Annotated in this window: 27 protein-coding genes; 11 read left to right on the top strand and 16 right to left on the bottom strand. The window is 61.5% G+C overall.

Annotated elements, in window-relative coordinates; all coding sequences use genetic code 11:
• Nucleotides 1–21: 21 nt before the first annotated feature.
• The 9 genes from JJN09_RS01280 to JJN09_RS01240 form a co-directional block, all read right to left on the bottom strand.
• Nucleotides 22–786 (bottom strand): ABC transporter ATP-binding protein, encoded by a 765-nt coding sequence (locus JJN09_RS01280; protein ID WP_249485125.1) that lies wholly within the window; start codon nt 784–786, stop codon nt 22–24.
• 13 nt (nt 787–799) lie between these two features.
• The gene (locus tag JJN09_RS01275) at nt 800–1918 is read right to left on the bottom strand and encodes a succinylglutamate desuccinylase/aspartoacylase family protein (RefSeq protein WP_249485124.1); all 1119 of its coding nucleotides are present in this window, start codon (nt 1916–1918) and stop codon (nt 800–802) included.
• Nucleotides 1919–1930: 12 nt separating this feature from the next.
• Complete coding sequence (locus JJN09_RS01270; RefSeq protein ID WP_096819545.1) at nt 1931–2641, bottom strand: ABC transporter permease; 711 nt, start codon at nt 2639–2641, stop codon at nt 1931–1933.
• Nucleotides 2638–3366 (bottom strand): ABC transporter permease, encoded by a 729-nt coding sequence (locus tag JJN09_RS01265; protein WP_249485123.1) that lies wholly within the window; start codon nt 3364–3366, stop codon nt 2638–2640. Before JJN09_RS01265 ends, JJN09_RS01270 begins: the two co-directional genes overlap by 4 nt.
• Nucleotides 3367–3422: 56 nt before the next feature.
• Complete coding sequence (locus JJN09_RS01260) at nt 3423–4205, bottom strand: transporter substrate-binding domain-containing protein (protein WP_249485122.1); 783 nt, start codon at nt 4203–4205, stop codon at nt 3423–3425.
• 219 nt (nt 4206–4424) lie between these two features.
• Nucleotides 4425–6113 (bottom strand): ATP-dependent DNA ligase, encoded by a 1689-nt coding sequence (locus JJN09_RS01255; protein ID WP_249485121.1) that lies wholly within the window; start codon nt 6111–6113, stop codon nt 4425–4427.
• Nucleotides 6110–7144: a ligase-associated DNA damage response exonuclease gene (locus tag JJN09_RS01250; RefSeq protein ID WP_249485120.1), complete on the bottom strand. Its 1035-nt coding sequence runs from the start codon at nt 7142–7144 to the stop codon at nt 6110–6112. The genes JJN09_RS01255 and JJN09_RS01250 overlap by 4 nt, the downstream gene beginning before the upstream one ends.
• 279 nt (nt 7145–7423) lie before the next feature.
• Complete coding sequence (locus JJN09_RS01245; RefSeq protein WP_249485119.1) at nt 7424–9874, bottom strand: penicillin acylase family protein; 2451 nt, start codon at nt 9872–9874, stop codon at nt 7424–7426.
• Nucleotides 9875–10020: 146 nt separating this feature from the next.
• Nucleotides 10021–10665 (bottom strand): glutathione binding-like protein, encoded by a 645-nt coding sequence (locus tag JJN09_RS01240; RefSeq protein WP_249485118.1) that lies wholly within the window; start codon nt 10663–10665, stop codon nt 10021–10023.
• Nucleotides 10666–10812: 147 nt separating this feature from the next.
• On the opposite strand from JJN09_RS01240, the gene JJN09_RS01235 reads away from it, so the two are divergent.
• The gene (locus tag JJN09_RS01235) at nt 10813–11370 is read left to right on the top strand and encodes a cysteine hydrolase family protein (RefSeq protein ID WP_249485117.1); all 558 of its coding nucleotides are present in this window, start codon (nt 10813–10815) and stop codon (nt 11368–11370) included.
• A 145-nt stretch (nt 11371–11515) separates the two neighbouring features.
• On the opposite strand, the gene JJN09_RS01230 is transcribed toward JJN09_RS01235, so the two are convergent.
• Genes JJN09_RS01230 through JJN09_RS01215 form a run of 4 tightly spaced genes read right to left on the bottom strand, consistent with a single transcriptional unit; the run spans nt 11516 to nt 13244 of the window.
• Nucleotides 11516–11728 carry an SEC-C metal-binding domain-containing protein gene (locus JJN09_RS01230; RefSeq protein ID WP_053155520.1) on the bottom strand — a complete coding sequence of 71 codons (213 nt, stop codon included), beginning with the start codon at nt 11726–11728 and terminating at the stop codon, nt 11516–11518.
• 5 nt (nt 11729–11733) lie between these two features.
• Nucleotides 11734–12234, bottom strand: a complete 501-nt coding sequence (locus tag JJN09_RS01225) for an LEA type 2 family protein (RefSeq protein ID WP_249485116.1) — start codon at nt 12232–12234, stop codon at nt 11734–11736.
• Nucleotides 12235–12265: 31 nt separating this feature from the next.
• The gene (locus JJN09_RS01220; RefSeq protein ID WP_096819536.1) at nt 12266–12742 is read right to left on the bottom strand and encodes a YchJ family protein; all 477 of its coding nucleotides are present in this window, start codon (nt 12740–12742) and stop codon (nt 12266–12268) included.
• A gap of 4 nt (nt 12743–12746) precedes the next feature.
• Nucleotides 12747–13244 carry a DUF6231 family protein gene (locus JJN09_RS01215; protein ID WP_249485115.1) on the bottom strand — a complete coding sequence of 166 codons (498 nt, stop codon included), beginning with the start codon at nt 13242–13244 and terminating at the stop codon, nt 12747–12749.
• 199 nt (nt 13245–13443) lie between these two features.
• Between JJN09_RS01215 and JJN09_RS01210 the strand changes: the two genes are divergently transcribed.
• From JJN09_RS01210 to JJN09_RS01195, 4 genes are all read left to right on the top strand, one after another.
• Nucleotides 13444–14139 carry an OmpA family protein gene (locus JJN09_RS01210; RefSeq protein ID WP_249485114.1) on the top strand — a complete coding sequence of 232 codons (696 nt, stop codon included), beginning with the start codon at nt 13444–13446 and terminating at the stop codon, nt 14137–14139.
• Between the two features lie 90 nt (nt 14140–14229).
• Complete coding sequence (locus tag JJN09_RS01205; RefSeq protein ID WP_249485113.1) at nt 14230–14952, top strand: OmpA family protein; 723 nt, start codon at nt 14230–14232, stop codon at nt 14950–14952.
• 163 nt (nt 14953–15115) lie between these two features.
• Nucleotides 15116–15394, top strand: a complete 279-nt coding sequence (locus tag JJN09_RS01200; RefSeq protein WP_249485112.1) for a DUF1145 domain-containing protein — start codon at nt 15116–15118, stop codon at nt 15392–15394.
• Nucleotides 15387–16145 carry a collagen-like protein gene (locus JJN09_RS01195; protein ID WP_249485111.1) on the top strand — a complete coding sequence of 253 codons (759 nt, stop codon included), beginning with the start codon at nt 15387–15389 and terminating at the stop codon, nt 16143–16145. The genes JJN09_RS01200 and JJN09_RS01195 overlap by 8 nt, the downstream gene beginning before the upstream one ends.
• 50 nt (nt 16146–16195) lie before the next feature.
• On the opposite strand, the gene JJN09_RS01190 is transcribed toward JJN09_RS01195, so the two are convergent.
• Complete coding sequence (locus tag JJN09_RS01190; protein ID WP_249485110.1) at nt 16196–16660, bottom strand: CopD family protein; 465 nt, start codon at nt 16658–16660, stop codon at nt 16196–16198.
• A 99-nt stretch (nt 16661–16759) separates the two neighbouring features.
• On the opposite strand from JJN09_RS01190, the gene dinG reads away from it, so the two are divergent.
• The 5 genes from dinG (at nt 16760) to pdxH (ending at nt 24492) form a co-directional block, all read left to right on the top strand.
• Nucleotides 16760–18904, top strand: coding sequence for an ATP-dependent DNA helicase DinG (gene dinG / locus JJN09_RS01185; protein ID WP_249485109.1), 2145 nt, complete (start codon nt 16760–16762; stop codon nt 18902–18904).
• A 95-nt stretch (nt 18905–18999) separates the two neighbouring features.
• Nucleotides 19000–21357: a beta-galactosidase gene (locus tag JJN09_RS01180; RefSeq protein WP_249485108.1), complete on the top strand. Its 2358-nt coding sequence runs from the start codon at nt 19000–19002 to the stop codon at nt 21355–21357.
• A gap of 94 nt (nt 21358–21451) precedes the next feature.
• Nucleotides 21452–22597: a serine hydrolase domain-containing protein gene (locus tag JJN09_RS01175; protein ID WP_249485107.1), complete on the top strand. Its 1146-nt coding sequence runs from the start codon at nt 21452–21454 to the stop codon at nt 22595–22597.
• Nucleotides 22598–22710: 113 nt separating this feature from the next.
• Nucleotides 22711–23820, top strand: coding sequence for an OmpA family protein (locus JJN09_RS01170; protein ID WP_249485106.1), 1110 nt, complete (start codon nt 22711–22713; stop codon nt 23818–23820).
• Nucleotides 23821–23844: 24 nt separating this feature from the next.
• Nucleotides 23845–24492 (top strand): pyridoxamine 5'-phosphate oxidase, encoded by a 648-nt coding sequence (gene pdxH, locus JJN09_RS01165; protein WP_096819525.1) that lies wholly within the window; start codon nt 23845–23847, stop codon nt 24490–24492.
• A 5-nt stretch (nt 24493–24497) separates the two neighbouring features.
• On the opposite strand, the gene JJN09_RS01160 is transcribed toward pdxH, so the two are convergent.
• Complete coding sequence (locus tag JJN09_RS01160) at nt 24498–24734, bottom strand: hypothetical protein (RefSeq protein WP_249485105.1); 237 nt, start codon at nt 24732–24734, stop codon at nt 24498–24500.
• Nucleotides 24735–24901: 167 nt separating this feature from the next.
• On the opposite strand from JJN09_RS01160, the gene JJN09_RS01155 reads away from it, so the two are divergent.
• Nucleotides 24902–25366 carry a glycine zipper 2TM domain-containing protein gene (locus JJN09_RS01155; protein WP_007969461.1) on the top strand — a complete coding sequence of 155 codons (465 nt, stop codon included), beginning with the start codon at nt 24902–24904 and terminating at the stop codon, nt 25364–25366.
• Nucleotides 25367–25449: 83 nt separating this feature from the next.
• Here the strand turns inward: JJN09_RS01155 and JJN09_RS01150 are convergent, their stop codons facing one another.
• Complete coding sequence (locus JJN09_RS01150) at nt 25450–25683, bottom strand: hypothetical protein (RefSeq protein WP_249490877.1); 234 nt, start codon at nt 25681–25683, stop codon at nt 25450–25452.
• Between the last annotated feature and the right edge of the window lie 2 nt (nt 25684–25685).

Raw genomic sequence — 25685 nt, 5'->3', positions numbered from 1 at the left:
CGCGCCGGCAGGGCAATAGTTTTACTTGAGATTGCCGCTCAGGAACTGCTTCAAGCGTTCGCTCTTCGGGTTGCCCAGCACGTCTTCCGGCGCGCCTTCTTCTTCCACCAGCCCTTGGTGCAGGAACAGCACCTGGCTCGACACTTTGCGCGCAAAACTCATCTCGTGGGTGACCATGATCATGGTCCGGCCTTCTTCGGCCAGGCCCTGAATCACCTTGAGCACCTCGCCGACCAGTTCCGGGTCGAGTGCCGAAGTCGGTTCGTCGAACAGCATGACTTCCGGCTCCATCGCCAACGCGCGGGCGATGGCCACCCGTTGCTGCTGGCCGCCAGACAGGAAGGCCGGGTATTGATCGGCCACCCGTGCCGGCAGGCCGACCTTTTCCAGATAACGACGAGCGCGGTCGTCGGCTTCCTGTTTGCTGCAACCGAGCACCCGGCGCGGGGCCATGGTGATGTTTTCCAGCACCGTCATGTGGCTCCACAGGTTGAAGTGCTGGAACACCATCGCCAGCCGCGTGCGCAGGCGTTGCAGTTCATCGGCGTCGGCGACGTGCATGCCGTGGCGGTCGGTGACCATGCGGATCGCCTGGCCGTCGAGGCTCATCGCGCCGTCGTTGGGTTGTTCGAGAAAGTTGATGCAGCGCAAAAAGGTGCTTTTGCCCGAGCCGCTGGCGCCGATCAGACTGATCACGTCGCCGGTTTTGGCCTTGAGCGAAACGCCTTTGAGCACCTGATGGTCGCCATAGCTTTTGTGCAGGCCTTCTACGGTCAGTTTGTACATGGGACAGGCATCCTCAAGGCGAAAGTAAGTAGCCGCTGCGATAGGCTTCGGCGCCCGCGACGTGGGCGATCACCATGCCGGCCGTCGCCATGCGCCGCAGCGAGCGGGCGTAGAGAAGACCGGAAGCGGTGCAATGGACAGGCGTGACACGATCAGTGATCGGATCAATGATTTCGGCGATTTTCTGCCCGGCTTCCAGGTGTTGGCCGGGCGTGGCGGTGTACACCAGCAGCCCGCCGAGCGGTGTCACGACCGGCTCCACACCCGCCAGCGGCGTGGCGGGGAACGGCAGGTGCGGCAGCGGTTTCGGCTCGCCGGCGATGGCGCCGAAGTGGATCAGGTAATCGAGCAACGCTTCACAGTCACGGCTGGCCAGCGGATGGGTGACGTCCCCTTGACCACGCAACTCTACGGTGACCGAGAAACTGCCCAGCGGAATCTCGAAGTGTTCGCCGAAGCGCTCCTTCAATTGCCACCACAGCAGGGTGAAGCACTCATCGAACGACTGGCCGCCGGAGTCGGTGGCCAGCAGGCTCGCTTGGGATTCGATATAGCGCGCCAACGGCTCGACCTGCGGCCAGGCTTCGGGCGTGGTGTAAAGGTGAACGACGGATTCGAAATCGCAGTGCAGGTCCAGCACCATGTCCGCATCGCACGCCAGCCGTTGCAGCGTCAGGCGCTGGGATTGCAGCTGAGTCGTGGCGGTGTGGCGGGCGAGGGCGTTGCGCAGGCTGGTGCGGATCAGTTCGAGGTTGCGCTGCGGGTCGTCGCAGAGCTGCGATTCGATTTCGTTACCGATTTCTTCGCTGAGGTCGACGAACCAGCGGTTGAAGTTCTGCCCGCTCTCCAGCTCGTAACGGCCCAGTGGCACGTCCATCAACACTTGTTCGAGGCCGACCGGGTTGGCCACCGGCACCAGCACGATTTCGCTGCGCAGGCGGCCGGCGGCTTCCAGCTCCGCCAGGCGCTGCTTGAGGTGCCAGGCCACGAGCATGCCGGGCAGTTCGTCGGCGTGTAGCGAGGACTGGATGTAGATCTTGCCTTGGGCCTTGTCCGGGCCGAAGTGAAAGCTGTGGATCTGTCGTGCGGTCCCCGGCAGCGGGGCCAGCAGATCATGTATCTGGTGGCGCATCTGAAAAAGGTCCTAGTGGGTCGGGCCAAGGAAGGCCAGCCATCGGCGTTCGGCGAGGCGGAACAGGCCGACCAGCGCAAAGGTGATGGTCAGATAGATCAGCGCGGCGATCCCGAACGACTGGAACGTCAGGAAGGTCGCCGAGTTGGCGTCCCGCGCGACTTTCAGAATGTCCGGGATGGTCGCGGTGAAGGCCACGGTGGTCGAGTGCAGCATCAGGATCACTTCGTTGCTGTAATACGGCAGCGAACGACGCAGCGCTGACGGCATGATCACGTAGGCGTACAGCTTCCAGCCGGTCAGGCCGTAGGCCTTGGCCGCTTCGACTTCGCCGTGGTTCATGCTGCGGATCGCCCCGGCGAAAATCTCCGTGGTGTAGGCGCAGGTGTTGAGGGCAAAAGCCAGGATCGTGCAGTTCATCGCATCGCGAAAGAAACTGTCGAGCAGCGGTTGCGCGCGCACGGCGGCCAGGCTGTAGATCCCGGTGTAGCAGATCAGCAGCTGGATATAGAGCGGCGTGCCACGGAACAGGTAGGTGTAGAACTGCACCGGCCAGCGAATGTAGAAGTGCGACGAGACGCGGGCGATCGACAGCGGAATCGACACGATGAAACCGAAGAAGATCGAAGCGCTGAGCAGCCACATCGTCATCGCCAGCCCGGTGATGTTCTGGCCGTCGGTATAAAGGAAGGCTTTCCAGTAGTCCTGCAGGAGTTCGATCATCGTACGGCCTCCCGGGCACCGGCGGCGTAGCGGCGTTCGAGCCAGCGCAGGATGACGTTGGAAACACTGGTGATCAGCAGATAGATCAAGGCGGCGAGTACCAGGAAGAAGAACAGTTGATAACTGCTTTTACCGGCGTCCTGGGCAGCCTTGACCAGATCGGCCAGACCGATGATCGAGACCAGCGCGGTGGCCTTGAGCATCACCATCCAGTTGTTGCCGATGCCGGGCAGGGCGAAACGCATCATTTGCGGGAACACCACGTAGCGAAAACGCTGTCCGCGCTTGAGCCCATACGCAGTGGCGGCTTCTACCTGGCCACGCGGTACGGCGAGGATCGCGCCACGGAAGGTTTCGGTGAAATACGCGCCGTAGATGAAGCCCAGGGTCAGGACCCCGGCGCTGAACGGGTCGATCTCGATGTATTCCCATTCCATGTAGTCGGTGAGCGTCGTCAGCCAGGTTTGCAGGCTGTAGAAGATCAGCAGCATCAGCACCAGGTCCGGCACCCCGCGAATCAGCGTGGTGTAGAGCTGGGCGGGCAGGCGCAGCAGTTTGACTTTTGACAGCTTGGCACTGGCGCCGAGCAGGCCGAGCAACACGGCCACCAACAGCGACAACGCCGATAATTTGATGGTCATCCAGGTGCCTTCCAACAGCAAAGGACCGAAGCCCTTGAGGCTGAAGGCGGAGAGCCCCAGATTTTGTAAGAGGTTTTCGAACATAAATCAGCAACCTGACTGAATGAAAAAGGCGCCCATCGAGGATGGGCGCCGGGGCATTATTTGCCGCTGTACAGATTCAGATCGCCAAAGTGTTTCTTTTGAATCTCGGCGTATTTGCCGTCGTCGTGTAACGCTTTGATACCTTTATCCAAAAGTGCCTTCAGCTCAGTGTTACCTTGTTTGATACCGATAGCGGTTTTGGCTGGCAGCAAAGGTGCGTCAACCGGCTCGCTGACTGCGTATTCGGCACCCTGCGGCGACTTCAGAAAGCCCAATTCGGCCTGCAACATGTCCTGAATGCCCGCATCGAGGCGGCCGGAAGTCAGGTCGGAATACACCTGGTCCTGGTTGGCGTAGGCCTGGGTTTTCACGCCAGCCTTGTCCAGCACGGCTTTGGCATAGGCTTCCTGAATGGTGCCTTGCTCGTAGCCGACGGTTTTGCCTTTCAGGGAGGCCACGTCGTTGGTGATGCCCGAACCTTTCTTCGACACGTACGCAGTCGGGCCGGAGAACAGCTCGCTGGAGAAGTCGATGACTTTTTCGCGGGCTTCGGTAACGGTCATCGACGAGATCACACCGTCGAATTTATTGGCCTTGAGGCCCGGAATCATGCCGTCGAAGTCGCTTTCTACCCATTTGCACTTGACCTTCAGCTCGGCGCAGATCGCGTTGCCCAGATCGATGTCAAAGCCCACCAGACTGCCATCGGCCGCTTTCGACTCGAACGGTGCGTAGGAAGGGTCAACGCCAAAACGCAGCTCTTTGTATTCCTTGGCCAGTGCGGAACCGGCGGCCATGCACAACGCCAGTGCAGAAAGGGTCAGCAATGCTTTTTTCATTATTCAATCCCTAAGAACCAATATGAGCGCTTGTGGCGCAGAATTATTGTTACTGGAACGCTTACGACTTATAGAAAGTAGCAATTTCCGAACCAGAGTCCCGAACAAGTGTTTTAAAAGGTGTAGGAAGTGAGGGTGCAGTCGCAACAGTGCCCGAAAACGGGCACCGAAAAATCGTTGCACCTTTTAAGCGCAGGGAGGGCTTTCAGGGGACAGGAATCAGGCCAACAGATTCTGCAGGGTCGCCAGACTGTCCGCCTCGTCGACGGTCTTGTCCTGGCGCCAGCGCAGCATGCGCGGGAAGCGCACGGCGATGCCGCTCTTGTGTCGGCGCGACAGGGCGATGCCTTCGAAACCCAGCTCGAAGACCAGGCTGGGCGTCACGCTGCTGACCGGGCCGAATTTTTCCACGGTGGTCTTGCGCACAATGCTGTCGACTTCGCGCATTTCCGCGTCCGTGAGCCCGGAATAGGCCTTGGCGAACGGCACCAGTGCGCGCGGGCTGGCGCCGGGCGGGCCGTCCCACACCGCAAAGGTGTAATCGCTATACAGGCTGGCGCGCCGGCCATGGCCGCGCTGGGCATAGATCAACACCGCGTCGACACTGAACGGGTCGACTTTCCATTTCCACCAAACGCCCATGTCCTTGGTGCGACCGACGCCGTACATCGCATCCCTGGCCTTGAGCATCATGCCCTCGACGCCCAGTCGCCGTGAGGCTTCGCGCTGGCGGGCGAGGTCGAACCAGTCGCTGCCGGTCAGCACCGGGGAGGGCAGCAGTGCCGGGTCGTTGCACTGCGCGATGACGCGCTCCAGTTGTTCGCGGCGCCGGGCCTGGGGCTGGTTGCGCCAGTCTTCGCCCTGCCACTCCAGCAAGTCATAGGCGAGGACGACCACGGGCACGTCTTCGAGGATCTTTTTGTCCAGGGTCTTGCGACCAATTCGTTGCTGGAGCAGGGCAAAAGGTTGCACCGCCGGAGGTGCCGTCGATTGCGGGTCGAAGGCGTCTTCGGTGGTGGGATGCGGATTTTTCCAGACCACGATTTCGCCGTCGATCACCGTGCCGTCGGGCAACCCATGGACAAGAGTATCGAGTTCGGGGAAGCGCTCGGTCACCAGTTCTTCGCCGCGAGACCAGATCCACAGCCGCCCATCACGCTTGACCACTTGCGCGCGGATGCCGTCCCACTTCCATTCAACTTGCCAGTTGCTGGCCGGGCCGAGCAGGGCTTCGAACTGTTCGACCGGTTGCGACAAACCGTGGGCGAGAAAGAATGGATAAGGCTGACCGCCACGCTGAGAGTGCTCATCGCTGGATTCAGGGGCGATCAGTTTCAGGTAACTGGCGGCGTTCGGCCGGTTGGACAGGTCGGTGTAACCCACCAACCGTTGCGCCACGCGTTTGCTGTCCAGCCCGGCCATCGACGCCAGAGCACGGGTCACCAGCAGTTTGGACACACCGACCCGAAAACTGCCGGTGATCAACTTGATGCACAGCATCAGACTGGGCCGGTCGAGTTGCGCCCACAGCGCTGGCAACTGGCGGGCCAAGTACTCAGGGGTTTCACCCCGCAGCGGCAACAACTTTTGCTCGATCCATTCAGCGAGACCGGCCTCGGAAGTGTGCGGATTTTCCGGCAGCACCAGTGAGATGGTTTCCGCCAGATCGCCGACAGCTTGATAGCTCTCCTCGAATAGCCACGGCTCCAAACCGGACACCTCGACCGCCAGATCACGCAGGATCCGCACCGGGACCAGTTGCCGAGGCCGCCCGCCGGACAGAAAGTAAACCGCCCAGGCAGCATCTTCCGGAGCGGCCTGAGCGAAATAGCTTTGCATGGCCGCGAGTTTCGCGTTGCTGGAGGTGGTGGCGTCGAGTTCGGCGTACAACCCGGCGAAGTCTTTCATGGTTGCACCTCGGCGACGGCGGGTTCGACAGTAATGTTGTCTTGTTCATCGTCACCGTATTCGGTGTTGAAGCCCTGGGCGTCCAGACCTTTTTCGCGCAAGTGGCGGACCAGCACGCCGATCGAACCGTGGGTGACCATCACTCGCTCGGCGCCGGTCTGTTCGATGGCCCACAACAGGCCGGGCCAGTCGGCGTGATCCGAGAGCACGAAACCGCGATCCACGCCGCGCCGGCGGCGGGTGCCGCGCAGGCGCATCCAGCCACTGGCGAAACTGTCGCTGTAGTCGCCGAAACGTCGCATCCAGCTGCTGCCACCAGCCGAGGGCGGGGCGATGACCAGTGCCTGACGCATCAAGGGATCGTTTTTCTTCACGTCGCCGGCGTAGATCGTCGGTGGCAAGTACACGCCAGCCTCGCGATAGACCCGGTTCAGCGGTTCGACCGCGCCGTGGCTGAGGATCGGGCCGAGGGTTTCGTCGATGCCGTGCAGGATTCGCTGCGCTTTGCCGAAGGAATAGCAAAACAGCACGCTGGCCTTACCGGCGTCGATATTCGCCTGCCACCACTGATTGATCTCGCCAAATACCTGCGCTTGCGGCTGCCAGCGGTAGATCGGCAGGCCGAAGGTCGATTCGGTGATAAAAGTGTGGCAGCGCACGGGTTCGAAGGGCGCGCAGGTGCCATCGGGCTCGATCTTGTAGTCGCCGGATGCAACCCAGACTTCACCACCGTATTCCAGACGCACCTGAGCCGAGCCCAGAACGTGTCCGGCGGGGTGAAAACTCAAGGTGACGCCGTGGTGAGTCAGGCGCTGGCCGTACCCGAGCGTTTGCAGGTTGATGTCCTGACCCAGTCGTGCACGCAGAATCCCTTCGCCGGCGCTGGCGGCCAGATAGTGTGCGTTGCCGGTGCGGGCGTGATCGCCGTGGGCATGCGTGATCACCGCGCGTTCGACCGGGCGCCACGGATCAATGTAGAAATCCCCGGCGGGGCAGTACAGGCCTTCGGGGCGGGCGATAACAAGGTCCATGGCGTTACCGGAATGGAGGGACTTGTTAGCTATGAGGTTTGCGCGAAGTCAGAAGTTCGATTGATTTTTAAAAGCACCCTCACCCCAGCCCTCTCCCGGGGGGAGAGGGAGCCTACGGAGGTGTCTGGCGGGATACATCGACCTGTGAAATCGAGTCGATTATGGATTCGCCAAAGATCTTTCACGTCGGCGTATTTCTCAACTATCCCCCGATCAGTCCCCTCTCCCTAAGGGAGAGGGTTAGGGTGAGGGGGCTTTTGATCTTGTGGGGGGCGACGACTATTTCCCGGGAGTAAGCGTCAACCGCGTCTTGCCATACACCCGATCAAAGTTCTGCGGCTGCATCGGCAACCCGATGTACTGGCCCTTCAGCCAAGGATCGATCCCGTTCAGGTAGTTCGGGCTCACCGGATTACCCGATTGCCCCGTACCGTTCTGCCCCATCAGCGGTTCGCTCTGACCGAAGTCGACGATAAAGCGCATCGACGGCGCACGCGTGGTGTTGAAGTCCTGACCCCAAGCAAACGCCGCCGTATTCAGCGTCGTGTGATCGCCACCGGCCGCGAGCGGTCCGCGAACAGTCTGGCCGTTGGCATTCTTCCATTCGTAACGGTGCAGTTTGCCCCACTGCCAGGCTTTGTGGTCGCCACCCAACTGACTGTCGCCGGCACTGATCGCCGCCGCCAGGCTACGGGCGAGGATGGCCGGTTTATCTTCTTTTTGCGGTGTGCGGGCGTCGTCCCAGAACGGACTGTCCTCACGGCCCAGCAGGTGGTCGGCTTGTGCCGAGTAGGACAAATCGCCATTGGCGATAAACGCTTTCCACGCCGGGCTGCTTTGCGGGCCGAGTTCGTCGAGGAAGATCTGTTTCATGCTTTCCTGCAGGAACAGCTCGTAGATTGCTGCGTCAGCGGAGGTCGGGCTGAGCTTGCCGTCGAACGCCATCAGACGGGTGTAGGCCTCGCGAGCCTTGCTGCGGTCAGCTTCCGGCAGGGCGTCGATCGCCTGTTTCAGCGGTTGCGCCATGCCAGGGGCTTCGAACATTTTCTTCAGCTTGGCGGCGAAGGTTGTGGTCTGGTCGTACTGCATGGCGATCATGCTGCGACCGTCATGCTTGGCGCCGCCGGCCAGTTCGGCCAGGCGTTCGCCGCGCTCCGGCGCTGCCCAGGAGTTGGACAGTTGCATGCCGTAACCGTGAGGAATGACGCGCTGGTTGGCGGTGCCGAGCCAGCCCTGGCTCGGGTCCTGATCGTACGGGTGCAGCATCGGGTCGGCGTAACCGTCCCAGTCGTAGCGACCTTCCCAGCCCGGCGATGGCAGCAGGCCTTCGCCTTCGCGGCGGTTCGGGAAACGCCCGGTGACTTGCCAGCCGATGTTGCTGGCGTCGGCGAACACAAGGTTCAGCGCGATGGCGCGGATTTCCCGGCTGGCGTCGGACGCGCGTTCAACGGTTTGCGCACGGCTCAGATCGAAAAACGCATCGAGGGATTTGTCGTCGGTGAAGCTCGGCGTCTGCAAGGCCAGGCCGAAACCTGCGCCTTGAACGGCGGCCTGGGCACTGTTGAGCAGCGCGCCGTGGCGGGTTTCGTACACCGCTTCGCGAATCGGCCGCTGGCCTTTGACGAAGTAGGTTTCGTTGCGCACGCCCAGTGGCTGCCATTTACCGTTGACCTCGTAGGTCAGGCTGCTGCCCTGGCGACGGATTTTTTCCAGGAACAGGTCCTGGTTGTCACCGAACACGCTGGTCAGGCTCCACGCCACTTTGCCATTGAAACCGCCCAGCACCATCGGCAGACCGGCCACTGTTACGCCAGCGGCTTGATACTTCGGTGCGTGAATCTGTACGAAACTCCACAGCGACGGCGCGGCCAGCGGCCCATGACTGTCGCTGGCCAGCAGGCTCTTGCCGCTGCGGCTGCGTTGCGGGGCAATCGCCCAGTTGTTCGAAGTGCTGGCGCCGAGCAGGTTCATCGCCGCCAGTTGTTCGCTGGCGTTGCTCAGTTCGTTCAGGCCTGGAATCTGCCCGTTGAGCTTGATGCCTTGCAGCTTGTCGGCTTCGGCCATCGGCAGCTTCTCGTCGGGCGCAGACGGGGTCAACCAGGCCAGTTTGTCGGTGGTCACGGTCTGCGCCAGCACCAACGAAGCGATTTCTTCCGGCAGGTTGGCCGACTGGCTGAAGTTCAGCAGGCAGAAAATCAGCGCTGAATCTTCCGGTTTCCAGTATTCCGGCTTGTAACCGCTGGAGACCAGATCGCCCGGCAATTTGTCGGCGTAGCGGAACAGGTAGGCGTTGACGCCCCGTGCATAAACTTCGAAGAAGCGCTTGAGCCGTGGCGACGAGGCCTTGTACAGCTCGCCGGCGCTTTTCTTCAGGTTGACGGCGCGCATGTAGCGGTCGGCGTCGAGCATCGACGCACCGGACATTTCCGCCAGACGACCCTGAGCCAGCAGGCGCAGGGTGACCATTTGATTGATACGGTCGCTGGCGTGCACATAGCCGAGGGCGAACAGCGCATCGTGGAAGCTGTTGCTTTCGATCAGCGGCATGCCCATGGCGTTGCGGCGTACCGAAACGTTCTGCGCCAGGCCCTTGAGCGGCTGCACACCGGAGGTTGGCGGGAGGGTGTCCTGAGCGTTCCAGGTCTGGCAACCGGAGAGGCTCAAGACACCGGTCACTGCTGCGGCAACGCCGAACCGGGGAAGAAAATGTGAAAGGGCTGGCGAGGCCATGGCAAAGCTCCTGCGGGGGTATAGAGGCTGGGGGGGCGCAATAAAGCCGCTACGTTAGTGAGCAGGAGGGGGCCGCGCAAGCGGGGCGAGCGGTTATTTCTTCCCGTTGATCGTTCCCGCGTACGGGAACGATCGTGCTGGGTGACTCAAGCCTTCGGCGGATTGATCTTTTGCACCAGCGCGTAGGCCTTCACGGTCGCCGGGCGATCCTTGATGTGATTGAACCAGCGCTGCACATTCGGGAAGTCTTCCAGGTTCTGGCTCTGCCATTTGTGGGAGACGATCCACGGATAGATCGCCATGTCGGCGATGCTGTATTCGCTGCCGGCGACGAACGTGTTGTTGGCCAACTGCTTGTCCAGCACCCCGTACAGACGCGCGGTTTCATCGATGTAGCGCTTGATCGCGTAGGGGATTTTTTCCGGGGCAAATTGGCTGAAGTGATGGTTCTGCCCGGCCATCGGCCCCAGCCCGCCCATCTGCCAGAACAGCCATTGCAGCGCCACCTGGCGGCCACGCAGATCCTTGGGCAGAAACTTCCCGGTCTTTTCCGCGAGGTACAGCAGAATCGCCCCGGACTCGAACAGCGACAACGGCTCGCCGCCGTCGGCCGGTTCATGATCGACGATGGCCGGGATGCGATTGTTCGGGGCGATCTTCAGGAAGTGCGGCTGGAACTGCTCGCCCTGACTGATGTTGATCGGGTGCACGTCGTAGCGCAGGCCGGCCTCTTCGAGGAACAGGGAAATCTTGTGGCCGTTGGGCGTGGTCCAGTAATACAGGTCGATCATGGAAAGCTCCAAATCAGGAAAATGGCTTACGTGCGGACAGCAAACGCCGGCTTCAGGTCGTCCTGTTTGCGTTCGATAGCTTGCTTAGTGACAGGAAGTGATGCTCAAGTGCGAGAAATTCAATGACCCCGCGTGAGAAAAATCGCCATGGAACTCAAGGCCAACGCAGCACTGATCATCATCGACCAGCAAAAAGGCATTCTGGAACCGCGTCTGGGGCGGCGGAATAATCCGTTGGCCGAAGAGCGAATCCTCGACTTGCTGAACTTTTGGCGGCGCAGCGGGCGGCCAGTGATCCACGTGCAGCACTTGTCGCGCTCACCGGATTCGGTGTTCTGGCCCGAGCAGTCAGGCGTGGATTTCCAGGAAAGGTTCTTGCCGAAGGATGGAGAATGGCTGATCCAGAAAAAGGTGCCGGATGCGTTCTGTGCGACGGGGCTTGAAGTGAAGTTGCGTGAGGCGGGGATCGGGCAACTGGTGATCGTCGGCGTGGCGACGAACAACTCAGTGGAGTCCACGGCACGCACGGCGGGCAATCTGGGGTTCGATACGTGGGTGGCGGAGGATGCGTGCTTTACCTTCGACAAGGCCGATTATTTCGGCACGCCGCGTTCGGCTGAAGAGGTGCACGGGATGTCGCTGGGGAATCTGCACGGGGAGTATGCGACGGTGATCAGTAGCGCTGAGATTCTGGCGGCCCGATAAGGCTTTGCTGAATGGGCCGTCGCCATCGCTGGCAAGCCAGCTCCCACATTTGACCGAGTTGCTCCTGACGGAACGCGATCCCTGTGGGAGCGAGCTTGCTCGCGATTGGTGGTGTATCAGGCGAAGAAAGTATTTACCTGAAACATCAAGCGCCGTGGCACTTCTTGAATTTCTTGCCGTTGCCGCATGGGCAAGGGTCGTTGCGGCCAACGTCTTTCAGGGCGTTGCGCACCGGTTCCTGGTGGGCGTGGCCGCAGTTCGGGCCGTGCACATGGCCGTGGTCATGATCGTGATCATGCTGGTGATGGTCATGATCGTGGTTGCAGTCAGGGCCATGGACATGAGGTTGCTGGGTCATCGGGGTCACTCCGTAATCAAATCGGCGGGGATTATCACGCCATTGCGCTCCAGGTGCACGTAGTGGGCGATGAATAAACCGGTTTCCATCTCGCCCTGCAGGCGATAGGGAATCTGCTGGTGCGGATTCTTCAGCATTTTCACCACCTCTTTGACCTTCGGCCACAGGTTGGTGCGGATCGGCACTTTATAGAAAGCACTGCTTTTGGGGCCGACCGTGATCCAGTGCTCATGCTCGCCCTCGGCCAACAACATGTCGGACAGATGCACGCGGTATTCCAGGCCGCGCACGGTCAGGTCGCTGTCGTTGGGGTTGTCGATGCGAAAGTGCAGGATGAATTTCTGCTCCAGCAACTTGGCGCGCACCACTTCGACTTTCACCAGATGCACGGCGGGGTCGAGGGTGTCGTCGGCGAACCATGAGGCGCAGCCGCCGAGCCCCGAGAAGCTGATCCCCAGGAGCATGAGCAGTGTGAAAGCCTTGAACGTGCGCCATTGACCGAGCATGGTTTAACTCCCTTTGCTGCCCAGTCTAGCCTCAGCTGCCGAAATACCCCGCACAGCACTTCTTGAACTTCTGGCCGCTGGTGCACGGGCAGGCATCGTTGCGGCCCAATTTGAGCTGCACGGTCGGGTCAATGAAGTACCAGTGACCGGCGTTCTGCACGAAGGATGAGCGCTCGCGGTGGCTGTGCTCACCCTGGCTATCGTGCCAGCGCGCGGTGAAGGTGACGAAGGCGTGTTCCGGCTGGCCGCCGAAGACTTCCGAACTTTCGACGTCCAGCCCGAGCCACGTGCTCGAAGCGCTCCAGGCGCTGATCGACTGGCGATCGAGCCCTGTCTGCTGGGCGGGCAGGGTGGTCGCCACCAGATAATCGATCAGGCCCAGCACGTAGGCGCTGTAGCGCGAACGCATCAGGGCTTCGGCGCACGGTGCGGGGTGGCCCGCATGATAATGGCCGCAGCAGGCATCCAGCAGGTTGCCGCTGCCGCAAGGGCAAATGGCTGTACTCATTGCATTACCACCAGTATTTCCCGAAGTTTTCCGGATTGGCCCAGAACCGCGAGTTGAGCCAGTCGGGGACTTGTTTGTAGTCAAGCAGATCATAGGTGAACAGGGTCAGAACCTGCTCGTCGCGGGCAAAACGCTCGCTGGCCTGCAGGGCCAGCGAGTAGAAGTCGGTTTCCTGCCAGCCGCTGGCCGACAGATCCGCCAGCACCGCGATGCGGCTGGCGTTGAGGTTGCGAATCCCGCCGAGCAGATTCAGGCCGTCGCGCTTGGGCAAATGTTCGAGGCAATCGACCACCAGCGCCAGGTCGAAACGCTGTGCGGCCAGTTCCGCCGGCAAGGTGCCGGGCGCGGCGTGAGCGACGCGGGTGTCCGGGTGCGCGTCCTTGAAAGCGGCCAGTGCCGGGAATTCGCTGGCACCGATCAACAGCAGACGGGCCGGGGCGTAGCGGTCCAGCAGGGCGGCCAATGCCTGCTGCGGCGTGCGGGAAGACAGGGCGACGTTCATCGAAGTTCCTCAATCAGATCGCCAAGACTAGCCTGCCCGAGCGTCGAGGCCTAGATCTCTGTCCTGCGGGTTTGCGCCCAATGCGTCGAAGTCCTGTGAACACGCTCGCAAACAGCAGTGGCCTATTGCTGGCGGAGATTAAAACTCCGGTCTTTACTCCCTGAATCGGTTCTAAGCCGATCCCTCAGGAGAAAACTAGATGAGCATAGTTCGGACAGCATTACCCTTGGTTCTGCTAACCAGTGTGTTGACTGGTTGCGCAGGTTTGCAGAAAACCGACTGGCCGACCTGTGCGGCAGTCGGCGGTGTCGTTGGTGCGGGTATCGGCGCGACGGAAAGTTCGTCGTGGGCCGGTTATGGTGCATTGTTGGTCGGCGGTACGGCGGCAGCCTACTGCTGGGTACACGGTGATGGCGACGAAGACGGCGACGGTGTGCCGGACAGTCGTGACAAGTGCCCGCACACACCTCGAGGCACCAAAGTCGACGCGGACGGTTGCCCGTTCCCGGCCCCTGCACCAGTGGTTGAAGAAGCTGTAGTGGTCAAGGAAGAAACCATCGTCATCCGCGATGTTCACTTCCAGTTCGACAAAGCCACGCTGACGCCTTCCGACAAGCAAGTACTCGACAAGGTCGCCACGCGCCTGAAACAGGAATCGACCACGGCGCAACTGACCGTGACCGGCCACACCGACAGCGTGGGCAGCGATGCCTACAACAAGAAACTGTCGGATCGTCGGGCGCACTCGGTGGTGGAATACCTGATCCATGAAGGTGTGCCACGTTCAAGCTTCGTCTCGGTGACCGGTGCCGGTGAAAGCCAGCCAGTGGCGGATAACAAAACCGCCGATGGCCGCGCGCTCAACCGTCGCACGGAAATCAAAATCAACCGCTAAGCCCCCTCGCATCCGCGGCTTGTGCAGTCGCGGATGCGGGTCTTTACTCCTGTGTAACCGGTATGGGCCGGTGACACAGGAGCTTTCACAATGAGTGTTTTCTCAAGGTCCGTCTTGCCGGTTCTGCTGCTTGGCAGCCTCTTGACCGGTTGCGCTACTCACAGCGATGGCACTGCCCCCCTCAATCAACGTACCTGGCCGATCTGCAGCCTCATTGGCGGACTGGTCGGCGGTGGTCTGGGCGCAATTGAAAGTGGTGGCTGGGCCGGTGGTGGCGCAGCGCTGGGTATCCTCACCGGCGGATTGATCTGTTACGCCCAGGATGGCGATGAAGACGGCGACGGCGTGTTCGACCGCCGCGACCGTTGCCCGGACACACCGGCCAACACCCCGGTCGACCACCGTGGTTGTCGGTTGCCGCAATACCCGGTCGCCGAGAAACCGGCCGAACCGGCTCCGCAATCCGAAGTCATTACGCTCAACGATGCTGGCAACGTGCTGTTCGACTTCGACAAATCCGACCTCAAACCTGCGGCGAAAAGTCAGCTGGATTCGCTGATGGACAAGTTGCGCAACGCCGACGTGGTGAGCATCAAGGTGATCGGCCATACCGACGGCAAGGGTTCGGACGCTTACAACCAGGCGTTGTCGGAACGTCGCGCGAGCAGCGTGGCGGCCTATCTGCTGAGCCAGGGGCTGGCGCCGGACAAACTCACCAGCGAAGGGCGTGGCAAACGTGAACCGGTGGCTGACAACGATACCGAAGAGGGGCGCGCGCAAAACCGTCGCGTGGAATTGCACATCAATCGCTAGGAGTCTTCTGTAGTCCGCAGGCTAGAGCTGTCGGTCGACGTTCATCGTCGATCCGGCAGCCATCCGACGAGTGCCCGGAACTTTTTTATTTGCCCCTCTGGCTTATCCCGTACGGAAGCCGTTACTGTGCGCCCAAAGAATAATTCGCAACACGGGGGAGCGTATGAAGGTGTTCTGTGGGCTGGGGCGATTGTTGACCCTGGTGTTCTGCTGCGTGGTGCTGGCCAATCAGCTGGTGCCGTTTGTTCATCCGTTGCATCTGCTGGTCAATCTGGCCGCTGTTCTGCTGCTGGCCATCCATCTACTGGAAGTGCTGCTGTGCAATCGCAGCCTCCAGGGGCTTCCGCACCCTTGGCGTGATCGTGGCCGTGTCCTGCTGTTCGGCGTTTTCCACCTGCAAACCATCCCGGCCCCGGCCGCTCCGGAGGCTTCCCATGCGTAAACTTTGCCTGCTCGCTGCATTCATCAGCCCTCTGGCCTGCGCTCAGGTTGTGAATGTCGAACCCAATTCCCTGATGCGTTTGCCCAACACCGCCAGCACCCTGCAACTGGAGAAACTGGTGGTCGCCGATTACGGCACCTTGCTGGTGCCCTCCAACGTGACCGAGTTGAGCGTCGGCGAATTGCAGTTGGGCCGTGACGCACGTATCGCCATCGTGCCGGGTGAACAGGCACTGGATCTGAAAGTCACCCGTGCCGCGCTTGCCGAAGGCAGCCGGATCACCGCTCGCGGTGCGCCGGGGACGTATGAAAAAGCCGCCCGTGCCGGGCGTAACCTGAATCTGCAATTCAAGGCGCTGAATGCACCGCAGCTGATCGTCGATGCGCGCGGCGGCACCGGTGCGCCGGGCTTTGTCGGCCTCGACGGCGCCAACGGTCAGGAACCGGGCTGCACCTGGGGTCAGGCGGGGCACGGTTTCGATGGCAGTGACGGCAGTAATGGCCAGGCGGGCGCACCGGGTGCGCTGGTGCGACTGGAAGTGCCCCGTGAGTTTCCGGCCGAGCTGATCAAGGTTGAAGTCGCCGGTGGTGCCGGTGGTCCCGCCGGGCCTGGTGGCAAACCGGGGGCGGGCGGCAAGTCCAAGGGTTGCCTGGTGTATCGCGCCGATGGCGGCAAGAGCGGCAAGCCTGGGGCTGACGGTCAGCCGGGGCCTGCGGGGGCGGCGGGGTCTGTCACCGTTCAGCGCCTGTAAGCCGTTCCCTGTCTGATCGTTCCCACTGAGTGGGAACGATCAGCGTCACTTCAGAACGACGGCCGCGCCGCGGCAATCGCTACCAGCACCAGCCCGACCAACAGATTGAACCCCACCACCTTGCGAATCCGCCCCAGCACTGCCGCACCGGCCGGCCAGTCCTTCGCCTGCACCGCCGTGCGCAATTCGGGCAGCATCAATGCCTGAATCCGAATGAACAGCGCAGTCATCACCACATACAGTCCCATCATCACCTGCACATAACGCGGCGCGTTGTCGAAGGCGATGTGCTGCAGATGCAACATGCCCACCCCGGTGACCGGAAGCAGAATCACCGCGCCCCACACCCAACGAAAAAAACCTTGAAACACTTCCACCCAGAGCGTCAGGCGTCCGGGACCGTCCAGTGCCTTCATCGCCGCAGGGCGCAGCACCATCCAGGCGAAAAACATACCGCCAACCCACACCAGCGCGGCCAGTACATGGATGGGGTAAACGAGGCTAAAAGGTGTCATTGGGGTACTCCGTTCTGCGCGGGATCGATTCGCGGGGTATGATAGCCGCCGAACCGAACCACTGAAAATTTATCCAGCGTTTTTTGCGCCCGACACTCAATGATCAGCACTGAACTCAAAACCACGATCCAGGGCGCCTATTCGCGTTTTCTAGAGGCCAAGAGCCTCAAGCCGCGTTACGGCCAGCGTCTGATGATCGCTGAAATTGCCAAGGTCCTCGGGGATATCGACACCGACGACGAAGGCCGGCGCAGTGGCGACCCCGCGATTGTCGCGGTGGAAGCCGGCACCGGTACTGGTAAGACCGTGGCCTACAGCCTGGCTGCGATCCCGACCGCCAAACTGGCCGGCAAGCGCCTGGTGATCGCCACCGCGACCGTCGCGCTGCAAGAGCAGATTGTCTACAAGGACTTGCCCGACCTGATGCGCAACAGCGGGCTGAACTTCAGCTTTGCCCTGGCCAAGGGCCGTGGCCGCTACATGTGCCTGTCCAAGCTCGACATGCTGTTGCAGGAAGGCCACGCGCAGACCGCCACGGCGCAGCTGTTCGAAGAAGAAGGCTTCAAGATCGAGGTCGATGAGGCCAGCCAGAAGCTGTTCACCAGCATGATCGAGAAGCTCGCCGGCAATAAATGGGACGGCGACCGCGACAGCTGGCCCAACGCGCTGGAAGACGCCGACTGGGCGCGTCTGACCACCGATCACAGCCAGTGCACCAACCGTCATTGCCCGAACTTCGGCCAGTGCGCCTTCTACAAGGCCCGCGAAGGCATGGGCAAGGTCGACGTGATCGTCACCAACCACGACATGGTGCTGGCCGACCTCGCGTTGGGCGGCGGGGCGGTATTGCCCGATCCGCGCGACACCATTTACGTGTTCGACGAAGGTCATCACCTGCCGGACAAGGCCATCGGCCACTTCGCCCATTACACGCGTCTGCGTTCCACCGCCGACTGGCTGGAAACCACCGCCAAGAACCTCACTAAACTGCTGGCCCAGCATCCGTTGCCGGGCGACCTCGGCAAGCTGATCGAGCAGGTACCGGAGCTGGCGCGGGAGATCAAGACTCAGCAGCAATTCATGTTCACTGCGTGTGAACAGATCGCCGATTTCAAACCCGGCGAAGATGTCGAAGGCCGCGAGCGCCCGCGTCATCGCTTCGTTGGCGGGGTGATTCCCGAGCACATGCGCGAAATGGGCATCGAGCTGAAAAAAGGTTTTTCCCGTCTCAATGATCTGTTCACTCGTCTGACCGACCTGCTCAAGGAAGGCATGGACGGCGAGGTCAACATCGGCATCGCCAGCAACCAGGCCGAAGAATGGTATCCATTGTTCGGCAGCCTGTTGTCCCGCGCGTCCGGCAACTGGGAGCTGTGGACCGCGTTCACCGCCGAAGACCCGGAAGACAACCCGCCGATGGCCCGCTGGCTGACCCTGGCGGAAAGCGGTTCGCTGTTCGACATCGAGGTCAACGCCAGCCCGATCCTCGCCGCCGAAACCCTGCGCCGCAGCCTGTGGAACGTAGCTTACGGCTGTCTGGTGACCTCGGCGACGTTGACCGCGCTCGGCACGTTCGACCGTTTCCGCATGCGCGCCGGCCTGCCGAAAAAAGCCGTCACAGCCGTGGTGCCGAGCCCGTTCCATCACGCTGACGCCGGCGTGTTGCGAGTGCCGGATCTGAAGGCCGATCCGCGTGATGCCGCCGCTCACACCGCTGCGATCATCCGCGAATTGCCGGATCTGGTCGAAGGTTCGCGCGGTACGCTGGTGCTGTTCTCTTCGCGCAAACAGATGCAGGACGTGTTCGACGGTCTCGACCGCGACTGGCGCAAGCAAGTGTTCATTCAAGGCAACCTGTCGAAACAGGAAACCCTGAACAAGCACAAGGCGCGGGTCGATGGTGGTGATTCCAGCGTGCTGTTCGGTCTCGCCAGTTTCGCCGAAGGGGTGGACTTGCCGGGGGCCTATTGCGAACACGTGGTGATCGCCAAGATTCCGTTCTCGGTCCCGGACGATCCGGTCGAGGCCGCGCTGTCGGAGTGGATCGAAGCCCGGGGAGGCAATCCGTTCATGGAAATCTCGGTGCCCGACGCCTCGCTGAAACTGGTTCAGGCCTGCGGTCGTCTGCTGCGTACCGAAGAAGACCGCGGCACCATCACTTTGCTGGATCGGCGGCTGGTCACCCAGCGCTACGGCAAGGCGATCCTCAATGCGTTGCCTCCTTTCCGTCGAGAAATTTCCTGAGACATCGGTGGGCAGTTTTGCCCGCCGCGTTGTCTATCTCTGCGCCATCGCTTTTCCATTGGCCATTGCTGGTCGTTAGGGAGAAATCCGTTCTCATGATTCGTCGTTCGTTGCCTGCCGTTTTTGCCCTGGTTTTCGCTGCGCCTTTGCTGGCGGCACCGGCCGGGCAGCAGACCTTGTTCAACTTTGTCCGCCCCGCCGACGTGGTGAAAGTGGCGACCGAAAACGCCGACCTGCCGCAAGCCAACGCCGAGCAGACCCCCGAAGGCGAAGTGCTGCGCCGGGTGACGTTCAACCCGACGGCGCACCCGACCTTGCGCCTGAGCCCTCAGACCGGTGCCTGGGACTGGTCACAGTCCGGCATGATGAGCCTGCGCATCCAGAGCGCGATGAACTGGGCGGTGACCGTTTACGTACAAATCCAGAGCAACGACGGCAAGACCCTGGTCAGCCGCGTTGATCTGCCGGCCGGCCCGGCGCAGACCTTGCTCGTGCCATTGACCGCGACCTCGCCGCTGAGCCAGGGCATGAAGGCCGGGCCGTTGATGCCGATGACGGTCGACGGGCAGCGCATCTTGCTGGCCAGCAGTTCCGGTGAGCTGGATCGCAGCCAGGTAGTGTCCGTCAGCCTGTCGATGGACCAGCCGAAAGCCGCGCAGAGTTTGTTGCTCGAGCGTTTTGGCGTGCAGGACGAGGGAGACGTGATCAAAGCCGCCTACGGCAATCTGGTGGATGCCTATGGTCAATCGACCCGCAGCAAATGGCCGGAGAAAGTCGCCAACGATGAACAACTGAAATCCGCCGCCGCCAAGGAACAGCAACAGCTGAAAACCTGGCTGGCCGAGCGCGAAAAGTCGTCGCTGGACAAATTCGGCGGCTGGAGCAAAGGCCCGGCATTCAAGGCCAGCGGCTTTTTCCGTACCGAAAAACGAGATGGCCGCTGGTATCTGGTGACGCCGGAGGGCCATCCGTTCTATTCCCTGGGCGTGAACACCGTCAGCCCCGAGGTCAATCAGACCTATGTGGCCGGCCGCGAGTACATGTTCGAATCCCTGCCAAAACCTGACGAGCCATTGGCCAGTCACTTCGGCGAGGGCGACAACCGTGGCGGCAACGGCGCCGATCAGGGCCGTGGCTACGGCAACGGGCGCTGGTACGACTTCTATGGCGCCAACCTGCAACGCCTTTACGGCGAACCTTGCGCGACTCCGGCGGCGACTGAGCAAGCGCCTGCTGCCCCGTGCAAAGTCGCCATCGATGAGCAGAAGTGGGCCGCCCACACCCTCGACCGTCTGCAGGCGTGGGGCTTCAACACCGTCGGCAACTGGAGCGCACCGCAACTGAGCGACGCCGAGCGCGTGCCGTACACCTTGCCGCTGTCGATCGTCGGCGATTACACCAGCATCAGCACCGGCAACGACTGGTGGGGCGGCATGCCTGACCCGTTCGATCCGCGTTTCGCCATGGCCACCGAACGTGCCGTGGCGATTGCCGCCCGTGATCATCGCGACGATCCATGGCTGATCGGCTACTTCGCCGACAACGAACTGGCCTGGGCCGGCCCCGGTGACGATCCGAAGTCGCGTTACGCGCTAGCCTACGGCACGTTGAAAATGACTACCGACGTTCCGGCCAAGCGTGCGTTCCTCAAGCAGTTGCGCGACAAGTATCGCAATCAGGCGGGGCTGTCGAAGGCTTGGGGTATCGATCTGCCGGCGTGGGAGTTGATGGAAGACCCGGGTTTCGAAGCGCCGCTGCCGAATCCTGAGCACCCGGAAATCGAGGCCGACTTCAAATACTTCCAGAAGGTTTTCGCCGACACCTACTTCAAGACCATTTCCGATTCGCTGAAATGGCACGCGCCGAACCAGTTGCTGCTCGGCGGCCGCTTCGCCATCAGCACACCGGAAGCCGTGGCTTCCTGCGCGCAGTATTGCGACGTGCTGAGTTTCAACATGTACACCCTGCAACCGCAGGACGGCTATGACTTCGCCGCGCTGCGCAGCCTCGATAAACCAGTGCTGATCACCGAGTTCAACTTCGGTTCGACCGATCGCGGCCCGTTCTGGGGTGGCGTGACGCCGTTGAACAAAGAAGAGGACCGTGGCCCGGCCTACGCCAACTTTCTCAAGCAGGCGCTGAGCGAGCCGTCGATTGTCGGCGTGCACTGGTTCCAGTACCTCGACCAACCGGTGACCGGACGCCTGCTCGATGGCGAAAACGGCCACTTCGGTCTGGTCGGTGTGACCGACTTGCCGTACCAGGGGTTTGTCGAAACCGTGCGCAAGAGCAATCTGGCGACGATTGATCAGCTTGGTAAAGAGGCCGAGAAGGCCGCCGCGGCAGCGGACAAGACCGGTCACGAAACCGAAGGCGGGCGCAAAGGCGAGGCTGGCAAAGGCCCGGGGCAGGGCGCCGGCCATACCGGCGGGCATTCCGGCAACGGCCACTAAGGCAGAACCGCCCGGCCCGCCGCTGTTCCCAAAACCCTCAAGGGCTGGAACAATGCGGGCCACTTTGTAGAGCGTTTTCGCGGGGGAGTTGCGGGTGCAGATTCAGGGACATTACGAGCTTCAATTCGAAGCGGTGCGCGAAGCCTTCGCGGCGCTGTTCGACGATCCCCAGGAACGTGGCGCCGCGTTGTGCATCAGGGTCGGCGGGGAGACTGTCCTCGACCTCTGGTCCGGCACCGCCGACAAGGACGGTAGCGAAGCCTGGCACAGCGACACCATCGCCAACCTGTTCTCCTGCACCAAGACCTTCACCGCCGTCACCGCCCTGCAACTGGTGGCCGAAGGCAAGTTGCAACTCGATGTTCCGGTCGCCCGCTACTGGCCGGAATTCGCCGCCGCCGGCAAGGAATCCGTGACCCTGCGTCAACTGCTCTGCCATCAGGCCGGTCTGCCGGCCCTGCGCGAACTGTTGGCGCCTGAAGCGCTGTACGACTGGCAAACCATGGTCGACGCCCTTGCGGCCGAAGCACCGTGGTGGACGCCGGGCACCGGTCACGGTTATGCCGCGATCACTTACGGCTGGCTGATCGGCGAATTGCTGCGGCGTGCCGACGGTCGCGGGCCGGGGGAATCCATTGTGGCGCGGGTCGCCAAACCGCTCGGACTGGATTTCCATGTCGGCCTGGCCGACGAAGAGTTCCATCGCGTGGCGCACATCGCACGGGGCAAGGGCAATGTCGGCGATGCTGCCGCCCAGCGCCTGTTGCAAGTGACCATGCGTGAACCGACGGCCATGACCACTCGCGCCTTCACCAATCCGCCGTCGGTGCTCACCAGCACCAACAAACCGGAATGGCGCCGCATGCAGCAACCGGCGGCCAATGGCCACGGCAATGCGCGCAGCCTGGCCGGGTTCTATGCCGGTCTGCTCGACGGCAGCCTGCTGGAAAGCGAAATGCTCGACGAGCTGACTCGCGAGCACAGCCTCGGCGAGGACAAAACCTTGCTGACCCGTACCCGTTTCGGTCTCGGTTGCATGCTTGATCAGCCTGACGTGCCGAACGCCACCTACGGCCTCGGCTCCCGGGCATTCGGGCATCCGGGGGCGGGCGGTTCCATTGGATTTGCTGATCCGGAGCACGATGTGGCCTTCGGATTTGTGACAAATACCCTGGGGCCGTACGTCTTGATGGATCCGCGCGCGCAGAAGCTGGCGCGGGTACTTGCCACTTGTCTGTAAAGCGTTACCAGAGGTTCCAGGGCCGGAACCTCGACCGGTTTTTCGATTCAAAGCGTCTGTTTATCCGGGCGAAAGTCCTCTGATTTTCCATTACTTATTTTTGTGGGTTACCAATGTCGTCCAAACAAACTCTCGCCCTGGCCCTGTGTTTCGCGATTACCGGTTGTGCACAGACTCCGAAGAATGACGCCGATGGCGGCAGCTGGTGGCCGTTCGGTTCTTCCGACAAAGTCGCGGCCAAGGAGCCGGCCCCGGCACCTGCACCGTTGAAACCGGCCGCCACCGCGCCGGTGGCCAAGGCCGAGAGCAGCAGCCATTGGTACTGGCCGTTCGGTTCCGATGACTCGGCGGACAAGGCCAAGGCCGACGTGAAACCCGAAGTCAAACCTGAAGCCAAGCCTGCCGTTGTTGCCAAGGCCGATGCCGACACCGGCACCAAGTGGTGGTGGCCGTTCGGCGGCAAGTCGCAGGACACCGCCAAAGTCGTGCCGATGCCGGATCCAAAGGTCACCCAGGCCTGGCTGGACGACTACGAGCCGCGCCTGCGCACGGCGATCAAGGACAGCAATCTGCAACTGGAACGCCGTGAAAACGTGCTGGTCGTGATCGCACCGGTGGAAGGCTCGTTCAACCCGGATCGTCCGGCGATGTTGCTGCCGGTTACCCTCGGCCCGTTCACCCGTGTGGCAAAAATCCTGGAAGTCGATCCTAAAACCGCCGTATTGGTCCTTGGTCACAGCGACACGACTGGCTCTGCCCCGGCGAACATCAAGCTGAGCCAGGAACGTGCTCAGGCCGTGGCGGCGATCTTCCGCCTCAGCGGTTTGCAGCGTGATCGCCTGATGCTGCGCGGCATGGGCTCCGAAGCACCGCGTGCGGCCAACGACAGCGTTGAAGGCCGAGCCCTGAACCGTCGTGTCGAACTGCTGGTGACCCCGCAAAACACCATGGTTGCGCTGCTGAGCAAGTACAACATGCCGGCTCCGGCACCCGTGACCCTGGTCGCTGCCCAGGACGTCAAGCCTGTCGCCAAACCGGTTACCCCGGCGCCGGCGGCGAAGAAAGCCGCTGTACCGGCAACCAAAAAGGCCCCGGCCAAGAAAGCGGCCGCCAAGGCCCCGGCCAAGAAGGCACCGGCAAAGACTCCAGCCAAGAAAACCACGCCGGCCAAAGCCGCCGCAACCGACAAGAAAGTCGTTGCGACCGATGCCGCAAAACAGTGATCCGCTAACGAAAAGGAATGCGACATGACCCAGGCTCTGGCAGATATGCGTCGTGATTACACCCGGGATGGCCTGACCGAGGCGCAAGCCCCGGCCGAGCCATTTGCGTTGTTCCACCAGTGGTTTGCCGATGCGGTGAAAACCGAGCAGGCGCCCGTGGAGGCCAACGCCATGACCCTGGCCACGGTCGATGCGGACGGTCGTCCGCACTGCCGCATTCTGCTGCTCAAGGGCCTGGACGAGCAGGGTTTCACCTTTTTCACCAACTACGAAAGCGCCAAGGGCCAGCATCTGGCCGCGAATCCGTTCGCGGCCATGACGTTCTTCTGGCCGACCCTGGAGCGTCAGGTGCGCATCGAAGGCCGAGTGGTGAAGGTCACGCCCGAGGAGTCCGACGCGTACTATCAAGTGCGCCCGCTGGGCAGCCGACTGGGCGCCTGGGCTTCACCGCAGAGCCGGGTGATCAACGGTCGGGGTGAACTGGAAGATTTGCTCAAGGCCACCGAGCAACGCTTCACCGACACCCAACCCGACTGCCCGGAACACTGGGGCGGCTATCGTTTACTCCCCGAGCGCATCGAATTCTGGCAGGGCCGCGCGAGCCGTCTGCACGATCGCCTCAACTACCGTTTGCAGGGTGCTGACTGGATTCTTGAACGTCTGGCACCTTAAGCAGTCTACCGAGCGGGATAGCCTGCCGCAGTGGCCTCGAGCCATTTCGGCAGGTCCCGACGCTTGATCTTCTGCGCCTGGGCCTGCGCCAGCCGCTCCAGCATGTAGGCGCGTTTGCCTTCATCCTTGCCGGCCAGCGACAGCGCCAGATCGCGATCCATCCAGCGTTTGATCCGCACGTACAGCCACCAGTGGAAGTACAAACCGGCGACGGTCGTGACGACAATGATGAAGTAATCCATGAAAATCCTTGGGTCTGCGGCGCAAGCTTTGTATTTTGGCGCTACTGTTGGGTGAATTCGCGGAGGCCCTGTACCGGGCCTGAATGAAACCAAACTTATCCGGGCGACGCCGTGACAGGCGTCAAGCTGCGGAGTTTAATGAATACCTGTCCTTTGGAGTTGATCCTATGCGTAAGTCTGTTCTGCTGGTTGCTTCCTTTTCCACGATGGCGATGTTGCTTACCGGCTGCCAATCGAGCCTGACCGGTGACTCCTACTCCCGTGACGAAGCGCGTCGCGTGCAGACGATTCGCATGGGCACCATCGAATCCCTGCGTCCGGTGAAAATCGAAGGCACCAAGACCCCGATCGGCGGCGCTGCCGGTGCAGTGGTCGGCGGTGTCGGCGGCAGCGCCATCGGCGGCGGTAAAGGCAGCATCGTTGCAGCCGTTATCGGTGCCGTGGCCGGTGGCCTGATCGGTTCCGCCACTGAAGAAGGCCTGACCCGTACCCAAGGCGTTGAAATCACCGTGCGTGAAGACGACGGCAGCATGCGCGCCTACGTGCAGCAAGTGCAGGAGAATGAAGTGTTCCGCGTCGGTGAGCGCGTACGGATTTCGACTGTTGGCGGGACCAGCCGCGTTTCGCATTAAGCGGGAACGAGCGGTAAAGGAAAACCCCGATCAGGTGACTGGTCGGGGTTTTGTTTTTAAAGACTGTATTGGCACATTACTTCTTAATAGGTGTTGCAGCTCAACTGAAAGAGATAGGCGGGATCAGAAACATTTTTTTCCAATAGTTTCTCCAACGCTGCGAGCTGATCACTGGTCAGGTCGTAGCCTTCCCAACCTTGCTGTTCTGCTGTCCATCCCATGATGGCAGCGATCTTCTCATCGCATCCTTCAGGCAATTGCTCCTCAAATGCGAGCAACTCTGTTTTTTTATCAAAGGCTTCGATGACGTATTTCAGTT

The organism is Pseudomonas sp. HS6, assembly GCF_023375815.1.
In the GTDB taxonomy this organism is placed as follows: Bacteria; Pseudomonadota; Gammaproteobacteria; order Pseudomonadales; family Pseudomonadaceae; genus Aquipseudomonas.
The sequence above is the reverse complement of the archived record's forward strand: the minus strand, read 5'-3'. Positions and strand labels throughout refer to the sequence as shown.

Coding starts and splice junctions, on each gene's coding strand:
- JJN09_RS01280 (WP_249485125.1), bottom strand. CDS start 786: ATGTACAAACTGACCGTAGAAGGCCTGCACAAAAGCTATGGCGACCAT.
- JJN09_RS01275 (WP_249485124.1), bottom strand. CDS start 1,918: ATGCGCCACCAGATACATGATCTGCTGGCCCCGCTGCCGGGGACCGCA.
- JJN09_RS01270 (WP_096819545.1), bottom strand. CDS start 2,641: ATGATCGAACTCCTGCAGGACTACTGGAAAGCCTTCCTTTATACCGAC.
- JJN09_RS01265 (WP_249485123.1), bottom strand. CDS start 3,366: ATGTTCGAAAACCTCTTACAAAATCTGGGGCTCTCCGCCTTCAGCCTC.
- JJN09_RS01260 (WP_249485122.1), bottom strand. CDS start 4,205: ATGAAAAAAGCATTGCTGACCCTTTCTGCACTGGCGTTGTGCATGGCC.
- JJN09_RS01255 (WP_249485121.1), bottom strand. CDS start 6,113: ATGAAAGACTTCGCCGGGTTGTACGCCGAACTCGACGCCACCACCTCC.
- JJN09_RS01250 (WP_249485120.1), bottom strand. CDS start 7,144: ATGGACCTTGTTATCGCCCGCCCCGAAGGCCTGTACTGCCCCGCCGGG.
- JJN09_RS01245 (WP_249485119.1), bottom strand. CDS start 9,874: ATGGCCTCGCCAGCCCTTTCACATTTTCTTCCCCGGTTCGGCGTTGCC.
- JJN09_RS01240 (WP_249485118.1), bottom strand. CDS start 10,665: ATGATCGACCTGTATTACTGGACCACGCCCAACGGCCACAAGATTTCC.
- JJN09_RS01235 (WP_249485117.1), top strand. CDS start 10,813: ATGGAACTCAAGGCCAACGCAGCACTGATCATCATCGACCAGCAAAAA.
- JJN09_RS01230 (WP_053155520.1), bottom strand. CDS start 11,728: ATGACCCAGCAACCTCATGTCCATGGCCCTGACTGCAACCACGATCAT.
- JJN09_RS01225 (WP_249485116.1), bottom strand. CDS start 12,234: ATGCTCGGTCAATGGCGCACGTTCAAGGCTTTCACACTGCTCATGCTC.
- JJN09_RS01220 (WP_096819536.1), bottom strand. CDS start 12,742: ATGAGTACAGCCATTTGCCCTTGCGGCAGCGGCAACCTGCTGGATGCC.
- JJN09_RS01215 (WP_249485115.1), bottom strand. CDS start 13,244: ATGAACGTCGCCCTGTCTTCCCGCACGCCGCAGCAGGCATTGGCCGCC.
- JJN09_RS01210 (WP_249485114.1), top strand. CDS start 13,444: ATGAGCATAGTTCGGACAGCATTACCCTTGGTTCTGCTAACCAGTGTG.
- JJN09_RS01205 (WP_249485113.1), top strand. CDS start 14,230: ATGAGTGTTTTCTCAAGGTCCGTCTTGCCGGTTCTGCTGCTTGGCAGC.
- JJN09_RS01200 (WP_249485112.1), top strand. CDS start 15,116: ATGAAGGTGTTCTGTGGGCTGGGGCGATTGTTGACCCTGGTGTTCTGC.
- JJN09_RS01195 (WP_249485111.1), top strand. CDS start 15,387: ATGCGTAAACTTTGCCTGCTCGCTGCATTCATCAGCCCTCTGGCCTGC.
- JJN09_RS01190 (WP_249485110.1), bottom strand. CDS start 16,660: ATGACACCTTTTAGCCTCGTTTACCCCATCCATGTACTGGCCGCGCTG.
- dinG (WP_249485109.1), top strand. CDS start 16,760: ATGATCAGCACTGAACTCAAAACCACGATCCAGGGCGCCTATTCGCGT.
- JJN09_RS01180 (WP_249485108.1), top strand. CDS start 19,000: ATGATTCGTCGTTCGTTGCCTGCCGTTTTTGCCCTGGTTTTCGCTGCG.
- JJN09_RS01170 (WP_249485106.1), top strand. CDS start 22,711: ATGTCGTCCAAACAAACTCTCGCCCTGGCCCTGTGTTTCGCGATTACC.
- pdxH (WP_096819525.1), top strand. CDS start 23,845: ATGACCCAGGCTCTGGCAGATATGCGTCGTGATTACACCCGGGATGGC.
- JJN09_RS01160 (WP_249485105.1), bottom strand. CDS start 24,734: ATGGATTACTTCATCATTGTCGTCACGACCGTCGCCGGTTTGTACTTC.
- JJN09_RS01155 (WP_007969461.1), top strand. CDS start 24,902: ATGCGTAAGTCTGTTCTGCTGGTTGCTTCCTTTTCCACGATGGCGATG.